The sequence below is a fragment of the Nostoc sp. PCC 9305 genome (genome assembly GCF_963920915.1).
In the GTDB taxonomy this organism is placed as follows: domain Bacteria; phylum Cyanobacteriota; class Cyanobacteriia; order Cyanobacteriales; family Nostocaceae; genus Nostoc.
Genome location: NZ_CAWUDN010000186.1, coordinates 1 through 8,086, shown reverse-complemented (window position 1 = coordinate 8,086; position 8,086 = coordinate 1). Strand labels below are relative to the sequence as shown.

Sequence of the window (8,086 nt, the reverse complement as noted above, 5' to 3'; positions counted from 1 at the left end):
GTTAGGAGTTAGGAGTTAGGAGTTAGGAGTTAGGAGTTAGGAGTTAGGAGTTAGGTGTTAGGTGTTAGGAGTTAGGTGTTAAAATTCATAACTTCTAACTCTCAACTCCTAACTCCCCTAACTCCTCTAACCGTCGCAGCTGAATTTGATGCAGGCGCGGGCCAACAATTGATACCACGGTGAATTCGAGATTTTGATAACAGAAGATTTCGCCTTTGGCCGGAATTTTCTGTAACTCATACAGCAAAAAGCCCCCTAGTGTTTGATATTCTCTGGTCAGGGGCAAATTGAGATGTAAAACTTCGTTGAGGTCTTCAAGGTTGATTTGTGCTTGCACCAAAAATTTTTGCTCACCTAACATCTGAATCAGTAAGTCTTCACTGCTTTCAAGGTCGTTGGGATCGCCAATAATTTCGGCAATGACATCTTTGATTGTCACTAGTCCCACAGTACCGCCAAATTCATTAACTACCATGACCATAGCGGGTTTCTCTTGCTGCATCATGGGCAAAAGTTCACTCAAGGGCGTGTGTTCTGGAACAAACCGAGCGGGACGCATCCAAGGTTGGATCTGTGTGTCTAAACTGAGCTTTCCGACAGCCAAAGGTTGTGCCAAATCTTTAAAATAAACAATGCCGCGAACATCGTCTAAAGATTCACCAATTACGGGATAGCGAGAGTAACCAGTAGAAGCCATTTCCCTAAGTAATGTCTGGAAGGTAGCATCTTTTGGCAGTGTGATAATACTGGTGCGCGGGATCATCACATCTTGCGCCATGACATCCCCAAACTCGAAGACATTATTGAGCAATTCTCGCTCTGCACGCTGTAAACCAGTAGACCCCCATTCTGTAGAGATGATCAGTTGCAATTCTTCGGGAGTTACAGGCGGTCGCCAGCCTTGACCTGTGTATTGGATGCCAAAAATTCGTAATAAAAAACGAGTTGATTGGTTAAGAATCCAGATGAAGGGGCCAAAAAAACGCACGATCGCTTTTACCGGAGGCCCCAAAAACCTTGCTAGCTGTTCTGAGTACAGCATAGCCAAGGATTTGGGGCATAATTCTCCGATCACAATTTGCAAATAGGCAATCAAGAAAAAGGCAATGGGAATTGATAGGGAATGGGCGAGGAAGGTAGTCATCCCACTAGGTAAAGGCCAGGATCTTAACCAGGCATTCACCAGCACGACAATCGTACTTTCGCCAATCCATCCCAGTGCCAAACTAGAGAGGGTAATACCTAACTGGGTGGTAGATAGCAGTCGGTCAATACTGCGTTGTAACATTTCTACAGCGATCGCAGGAATATCCCCAGCTTTAACTAGCTGGTGAATACGCGATCGCCGCACGCTCACCATCGAAAATTCCGCCGTCACAAAAAAGGCATTTATGGCAATCAGTAGTAGCACTGATAACAACCGCAGCGCCACTTCTATCAAACTTAAATTCGGAAAACCACTCACCGCCAAAGCTCGTGTAAAACTCACGCCCTCCATTTAGGGGGAATAGGGAATAGGTTACAGGTTACAGGGTACAGATTATTCCCTATCACCTGTCACCTATCAGCTCTCCCCTAATCCCAATGCCCAATGCCAATCTACCTTTCTACAGGAATATTCGATGCCTCTAGCTTCAATTGTTGAGCGGGATAATCAGTGAGAGCAAGTGATATTTTCTTGACATCATCAAGTAAAGCTGTAGGAATGCTCACTGTACCTGAAAATGCTGGCCCATTTACAGGCAATTCTGTTGGTAAACCCTCTGTACTTGCACTCAGGGTTCGTCCTTTGTCATCGGTAACATCTAAGAAACTATACAAGAAGCGCACAGAATCCTTACCTTTGTTCTGCATTTTCACTTTCAGTAGTAAATCACCACCAGAGTAGCGAGCAGATTGCACTGTCATTGTTACACCCTGACTTTGGGCAGTAACCGGAAAACCTGGTAGGGGCTTTTCTTCAACTACTTCTGGGGGTTTTTCCTCTGGCTTCTGCTTGCTGCTATTGGTTTCTTCATCATCTTCTTCAGGCTTTTCCGATTTAGCGGCTTTAGTCTTACCCTCAATTCGCGCCTTGACTATTTTGAGAATTTCTTCCTCTTTTAATAGCACTAGCCCTCCCTGTTGAGAGCTATTTGCCTTATTGCTGGCAAATTTGGTTGTGGGACGCCCATCTGGTGTGCTAACGCCTTTAAGCGCTGAACTCCCCAGTTCAAAGCCTAAAAACGCGCTCACAGAACCTGCTCCCATCATCAGAATTAACAAAATCAAAGTAAGAAGTACAGTAGAATTTATTTTCATCGTTGACAAGCGATCGCAATAAGAATGCTGGTCTATTTAAGAATAGTGAAGCTTTTGACCTCAATCCTTAAAGGAACTTAATCAATATTAGTTTGCACTATATCTATGATCAAATTATGTAGTATAAAAATCTAATAAACTATTGTCCAGTATTCACACGTGGTAAATTTGTGCTATATTCATGGAATTGGCTAAACTCAGTGCGTGAGGTATTTTTCTCACTCTAAAATTAGCAAACAAGGTTGACCTAAGAGTTGAAGTAATTTTCTCGTAGCAACCCACAACCCAAAAAAACAAGCGCCTTTGGCCGATTGGGGAGGCAACGAACTCATAATTCGTCTTCAGGCTGGTTCGATTCCAGCAGGGCGCACTGAACGATCAAAAAATAGTAATAGACGGAATTAGGGGAGAGGTGACAGGTGACAGGTGATAGGGAATAATCTGTACCCTGTAAGCTGTACCCTATTCCCTTCTTCACTCCCCAATCTTACCGAGATGGTAATGTTTCAAACCTGAATTCTGTTCCTACTTTAAGTTTGTTGCTATAGCGAGGAGACACGAGCAACGATGTGTCATAAGGATTTGGTAAATCAGGAGTACGAATATAAGGATCGTTGCCAACTTGCTGAGTCAGGGCATCATGATATAAAGTATTAACCAAATTAGCATCGCGGGCAATTTCATTTTCTGGGAAGGAACCACCGAAACCAGAACCAGATCCGAAAAATGAGTCTAGCTGACGCTTGAGGCTGCTACTATTTTCGTAGAAATTGCGATCGTGACGAAAATAAGCTCGTTCAAATACATCATTCATAGTTTCAGAATTGGGTGTTGCCGTTTGGGCAGATGCAATAGAGGGAAAAGCAATACCAGCAGCAAGCAGCACCAATAAACCACCAAAGGTTTTAAATTTTATACGCACGTTTCTGACTCCTCAACTTTTGCTTTGGGCGAATCTTAATTTATGCTGAAGTTCAGAACTCTGATGAGTTCAACCTTTGGTGTAGCACAACTTTTAATGTTTTGTAATGACGTATCCTACTGAAACTCTTACCCACTCAGATATTTGGGCAACCACTTCTGATTTGACCACTTTACGCCACAAGCTATTAGATTTATTTTGCCAACTTGCTTATCAAGAGGGTGATTTTCTCCTATCTTCTGGGCTGCGTAGTTCTTATTACGTCAATAAGACACAGGTAACACTCCATCCTCAAGGCGCTTTAGCAGTCGGACGATTACTATTTCCTTTATTACCTGTAGATACACAGGCTGTAGGTGGTTTAACAATGGGAGCCGATCCAATTGTGACAGCAGTGAGTATAGTTTCTGTTTATGAAAACCGCCCAATCCCAGCGCTGATTATTCGCAAGGAAGCCAAAGGTTATGGGACAAGAGCTTATATAGAAGGCCCCAGTTTACCAGAGGGCGCAAAAGTAGTAGTTTTGGAAGATGTAGTCACAACTGGGCAATCTGCTCTCAAAGCGGTTGAGCGTCTTAAAGATGCAGGTTATACCGTAAATCAAGTAATTTCACTGGTAGATCGACAACAAGGGGGAGGTGAGTTGTACCAGTCAGCGGGGTTGAAGTTTGAAACTTTGTTTTCGATTCAGGAAGTTCAAGAACGCTACCGACAACTTGCCAATTCATGAACAAAAGGAGATAGATAAATATGCAAGCAACAGTATCTACAGAACTAACACAAGAAAAAGTCGATAAAGCTGTGAATGCAATTCTTGAAGTACTAGGAAAGCCAGAAAATGATTTACACCACAAAGCGTTAACAGCTTTTCAGAGTGGCGATTATCAAACTGTAAAGAGACTGGCATCTACCAACTTGACTGATGATTATTGCAAAGCTTTGGGATATCTGGGAGGAGCGCTGAAGCTGACTCCAAACACTGATACTATTTTGGCGGAATCGGCTCGTAGTGCAGCTGAATTTGTTAAAGAAAAAGCATTGCAGCACCTTGGTATTAAGATCGCTGATGCTTTGAATTAATCAATGCAAGTGCCAGGCGATCGCTTTTAGGACTTACGCGTGAGTTACAAAATAACGTAGACGCTTCTCTACGAGACGCTACGCGAACGGCTTGCCGCAGGCTACCGCAGAGGCGCAGAGGACACGGAGAAATCAGAGTTTAAGAGATATTTTGCGTAAGTCCTAGCTTTAAATAAATCAAAAAAAAACTCCTGAAAAAATAAGTCAAATCCTCTTCCCTTCTGCCTTCTGCCTCCTGCCTTGTTTCTTGAAAGAGGGATTACTTCATCGGTAAGGTGAGGGTGAATGCTGTTTGACCAGAAGGTGTTAAATCAAGGGTGAGGTCGCCCCGATGTGCCCTGGCAATTTCTCGGGCTAGGCTCAGTCCTAGTCCGATTCCTTCTATCTTGCGGTTACGTGAGGGATCGCCGCGATAAAATCGGTCAAAAATGCGTAGGCGAAGCCCGTCGTAGACATCGCGATCGCTTAGTGGAATATCTTCTGATGCATTGACAATAGTAACGTGAAGAGTTGTTGGAGTTTGATGAGTACGAATTTTTATCCAGCCGTTGGCGAGATTGTATTTAATTGCATTACTAAATAGGTTTTGCAAAATTTGAATTAAAAGATCGCGATCGCCTTTTACCCACAACCCATCAGTAAAGTCAGTTTGTACTGTCAAATGGGGAGCTAGCATTTCCACATCTTCTAGCATCTCCATCAGCAACTCAGACATATCCACTTCAACCAGATACAAGCTCATTTTTCCGGCATCTGCCAGAGATAGCAACAAGAGTTTTCGCATAATTCCACTCAGGCGGCGCACCTCATCTAACAGATTGCTTAAGCGCTGTTGTACTTCACTACCGGGATCGACCTGTTGGAGTGTTCGTTCTAGTTCGCCTTGCAAAATAGTCAGTGGGGTTTTCAATTCATGAGCCGCGTCACCACTAAAGCGGGAAGCTTGGGTAAAACTCCGTTCCAAGCGTGACAACATCAGGTTAAACACTTGAATCAGTTCGACAAATTCAACATCAGTTGTCCCAATGGGAATTCGCTGATCTAGCCCTTTGACAGTTACCTGTTGAATTACGCCCGTTAATTGCCGGATGGGACGTAAAGCACCGCCAGAAACTAACCATGCTCCCACCGCAACTAGTAGCAGCGCTCCCGGAATTGAAACCAGGAAGATATTGCGAATGGTAGCCATATCTCGATCTACGGCTTGCAAGCTAACGGCAATGGCAACCTGAGCATTGGGAAATTTAGTTGCTCCAATCCGCCAGACTGCTGTTGCCGTCTGCTCTGTGACAAATTGAGATGGGCGTGGCCGAATCAGTGGTGGCCGCTCGATCGATGGATTTGTATTGGAGGGTAAAGGTGGTGGTTCTCTTTTCGGGGGCGGTGGTAGAGGTGTCAATTGCAGACGCTTCAGCAACAGACGATTCACCTCAACATCGGCAGGTAGGGAGTTGGATTGATAAAGTATATTGTTATTTGCGTCCAGCACCACTAGGGCGACAGGGGTTTTTGTATTTGTTCCGAAAGTATAAGATAATGAATCTTCGTAAAACTGCCATCGCGAGCGATTGCGTGAGTTTTCTCTTCTGGGAAAGGCTGCGCCAGCGGGAGGTTCCTCTCGTGGAGGGAAGTTCGGAGCTGCCCGCATCAAGTTATTTAATAGTTCTGCATCTAGGCGGCTAATCTTAGCATTGTAAATCTGAAACCAGGAAACTGCGCCAAATCCGACTAATGTGCTGCCAGCTAGAGCCGCAGACAACAGAGCAATGCGGAGTCGAAACGAAGGAAGTTTCATGATGATGAATCTGGCTTGCGAAATCGATATCCAACCCCTCGAATGCTTTCAATCCAGACTGCTTCATCAAGGGGGTCAATCTTTTTCCGAATTCGCTGGATACAAACATCCACAACGTTGGTGTTGGGGTTAAAGTCGTAGCCCCAAACGTGTTCCAGGATTTGGGTACGAGTGAAAACCCGTCCGGGAGAACGCATGAGATATTCTAGAAGATTAAACTCGCGGCTGGTGAGTTCTATGGCCTGATGATTGCAAGTTACTTCTCTAGTGATGCGATCGAGTTTGATCGGCCCAACGCAAAGTAGATTTTGGCGCTCGCTTACACTCCGGCGCACAACTGCATGAATTCTAGCCGCTAACTCTTCCACAAAAAACGGTTTAGCTATATAGTCATCCGCTCCTAAATTTAGCCCTTGCAAGCGATCGTCTAGTTCATTCCGAGCCGTCAGCAAAATCACCGGAGCATTCCGACCTTGCCGCCGTAATAGTTTTAGAATTGATAGTCCATCTTTTCCCGGCATCATAATGTCGAGTATTATCGCATCATATTCGTTGTCTAATGCCCGCAGATATCCGTCATCACCGTTATCGCAGTAGTCTACAACAAATCCTTGCTCCTTTAGTCCAGCCCGGACAAAGTTAGCAATTTTCGCTTCATCTTCAACAAACAGAACGTTCACAAGTTTTTATTAATTCATATATTCTTCTATTCTAAATTCATTATTTTTTATTAAAATTACAAAACTGTAATTTAGAAAATAGAAAAGCTGTAATTTTGAGGTGGCTTAATTAGAAATATGAACACCCTAGCTTTTGAAGGTTGATTTTTATGAATATTCGTCGAGTTTTAGCCGTAGCAGCGATTCCTTTTTTGATTGGTACATTCGGTTTTGTTGCACCTCATCAGGCAAATGCCGCTAATCCATCTCATCGGAACGAAGAGATTTCACAACAGCCCAACAAACGGCAAATATCTGATGAAAAACCACAAATCAGACATTCTAAACCCCGTCCACATCAGAAAAAGCGTTCTCCCCAACGTCCCCAAGCTCATAATCAGGAAGTAGGTCAAAACCTGGTAGAACACAATAACCGCTAAATTATGCACCCTTGCATTTCGCCTCCCCTTCAGTGGCGATCTCGTCAGAGTATTGTTGTTTATAAATTACAAAACTGTAATTTATAAACAGGGCAGACTGTTATTTTGGGAAGACTTAATTAGAAATATAAACCTTTGGAGATTTAATGATGAATATTCGTAGAGTACTAGTAGTGACAGCGATTCCTGTTCTGGTTGGCACATTTGGTTTTCTTTCACTCAATCAAGCAAATGCCGCTAATCAATTCGATCGAATTGCACAGGCGCAACAACCGCCCAACGAAGCATCAAACGAACGGCCGCGTCCACCCAGACCTGATTTTGCAGCCGCAGCAACGAAGTTAGGAGTTACAGAAGCCCAGTTAAAGGCGGCGCTAGGAGTTCCAGCCAATCCGCCAAATCCAGGCGATCGCAGTCAACGCCCACCCAGACCTGATTTTAAAGCCGCAGCGACAAAGTTAGGAGTTACAGAAGCCCAGTTAAAGGCAGCATTGGGAGTCCCAGCCAATCCGCCAAATCCAGGCGATCGCAGTCAACGCCCACCCAGACCTGATTTTAAAGCCGCAGCGACAAAGTTAGGAGTTACAGAAGCCCAGTTAAAGGCGGCGCTAGGAGTCCCAGCCAATCCGCCAAATCCAGGCGATCGCAATCAACGCCCACCCAGACCTGATTTTAAAGCCGCAGCGACAAAATTAGGAGTTACAGAAGCCCAGTTAAAGGCGGCATTGGGAGTTCCACCTCATCCTCCTGGCAATGGCGGAGCCTCTCCCCAAGAAAATCGTCCTAATCAACCATAAATAGTAAATAGACCACGCGCTAGGGGCGCAAGGCCTTCATTGGTGTCAACTTAAGCTGGAAATAGCTTAACTGTTGGCTTCTATGCCCGCCC

9 protein-coding genes and 1 tRNA gene are annotated in these 8,086 nt (G+C 44.4%); 5 read left to right on the top strand and 5 right to left on the bottom strand.

Going from position 1 to position 8,086, the window contains the following annotated elements; genetic code table 11:
• Window positions 1-94 precede the first annotated feature (94 nt).
• Complete coding sequence (locus ACM0OX_RS34435; RefSeq protein ID WP_414519553.1) at window positions 95-1,498, bottom strand: hemolysin family protein; 1,404 nt, start codon at window positions 1,496-1,498, stop codon at window positions 95-97.
• 101 nt (window positions 1,499-1,599) lie between these two features.
• Window positions 1,600-2,301, bottom strand: a complete 702-nt coding sequence (locus tag ACM0OX_RS34430; protein WP_414519552.1) for a hypothetical protein — start codon at window positions 2,299-2,301, stop codon at window positions 1,600-1,602.
• A gap of 297 nt (window positions 2,302-2,598) precedes the next feature.
• Here ACM0OX_RS34430 and ACM0OX_RS34425 point away from each other — a divergent pair.
• Window positions 2,599-2,671: transfer RNA gene (locus tag ACM0OX_RS34425), tRNA-Ile, on the top strand.
• A 117-nt stretch (window positions 2,672-2,788) separates the two neighbouring features.
• On the opposite strand, the gene ACM0OX_RS34420 is transcribed toward ACM0OX_RS34425, so the two are convergent.
• Window positions 2,789-3,223, bottom strand: coding sequence for a hypothetical protein (locus tag ACM0OX_RS34420; protein ID WP_322674735.1), 435 nt, complete (start codon window positions 3,221-3,223; stop codon window positions 2,789-2,791).
• 106 nt (window positions 3,224-3,329) lie between these two features.
• On the opposite strand from ACM0OX_RS34420, the gene pyrE reads away from it, so the two are divergent.
• On the top strand, window positions 3,330-3,953 hold the full coding sequence (pyrE, locus tag ACM0OX_RS34415; protein WP_094347288.1) for an orotate phosphoribosyltransferase: 624 nt from the start codon (window positions 3,330-3,332) through the stop codon (window positions 3,951-3,953).
• Between the two features lie 20 nt (window positions 3,954-3,973).
• Window positions 3,974-4,303 (top strand): hypothetical protein, encoded by a 330-nt coding sequence (locus ACM0OX_RS34410; protein WP_334720432.1) that lies wholly within the window; start codon window positions 3,974-3,976, stop codon window positions 4,301-4,303.
• Between the two features lie 259 nt (window positions 4,304-4,562).
• Here ACM0OX_RS34410 and ACM0OX_RS34405 read toward each other — a convergent pair whose 3' ends face one another.
• Together ACM0OX_RS34405 and ACM0OX_RS34400 are read right to left on the bottom strand one after the other, a co-directional pair.
• Complete coding sequence (locus tag ACM0OX_RS34405; RefSeq protein WP_414519549.1) at window positions 4,563-6,098, bottom strand: sensor histidine kinase; 1,536 nt, start codon at window positions 6,096-6,098, stop codon at window positions 4,563-4,565.
• A complete protein-coding gene (locus ACM0OX_RS34400; protein WP_414519547.1) occupies window positions 6,095-6,778 on the bottom strand; it encodes a response regulator transcription factor in 684 nt (227 codons plus the stop codon). Before ACM0OX_RS34400 ends, ACM0OX_RS34405 begins: the two co-directional genes overlap by 4 nt.
• Before the next feature lie 149 nt (window positions 6,779-6,927).
• Between ACM0OX_RS34400 and ACM0OX_RS34395 the strand changes: the two genes are divergently transcribed.
• A complete protein-coding gene (locus ACM0OX_RS34395) occupies window positions 6,928-7,197 on the top strand; it encodes a hypothetical protein (RefSeq protein ID WP_414519545.1) in 270 nt (89 codons plus the stop codon).
• A gap of 146 nt (window positions 7,198-7,343) precedes the next feature.
• Window positions 7,344-7,994: a hypothetical protein gene (locus tag ACM0OX_RS34390; RefSeq protein ID WP_414519543.1), complete on the top strand. Its 651-nt coding sequence runs from the start codon at window positions 7,344-7,346 to the stop codon at window positions 7,992-7,994.
• Window positions 7,995-8,086 lie beyond the last annotated feature (92 nt).

What these genes read in the sequence shown, in the direction of transcription:
- ACM0OX_RS34430 (WP_414519552.1), bottom strand. Translation starts at nt 2,301, where the DNA reads ATGAAAATAAATTCTACTGTACTTCTTACTTTGATTTTGTTAATTCTG.
- ACM0OX_RS34410 (WP_334720432.1), top strand. Translation starts at nt 3,974, where the DNA reads ATGCAAGCAACAGTATCTACAGAACTAACACAAGAAAAAGTCGATAAA.
- ACM0OX_RS34435 (WP_414519553.1), bottom strand. Translation starts at nt 1,498, where the DNA reads ATGGAGGGCGTGAGTTTTACACGAGCTTTGGCGGTGAGTGGTTTTCCG.
- ACM0OX_RS34405 (WP_414519549.1), bottom strand. Translation starts at nt 6,098, where the DNA reads ATGAAACTTCCTTCGTTTCGACTCCGCATTGCTCTGTTGTCTGCGGCT.
- pyrE (WP_094347288.1), top strand. Translation starts at nt 3,330, where the DNA reads ATGACGTATCCTACTGAAACTCTTACCCACTCAGATATTTGGGCAACC.
- ACM0OX_RS34390 (WP_414519543.1), top strand. Translation starts at nt 7,344, where the DNA reads ATGATGAATATTCGTAGAGTACTAGTAGTGACAGCGATTCCTGTTCTG.
- ACM0OX_RS34395 (WP_414519545.1), top strand. Translation starts at nt 6,928, where the DNA reads ATGAATATTCGTCGAGTTTTAGCCGTAGCAGCGATTCCTTTTTTGATT.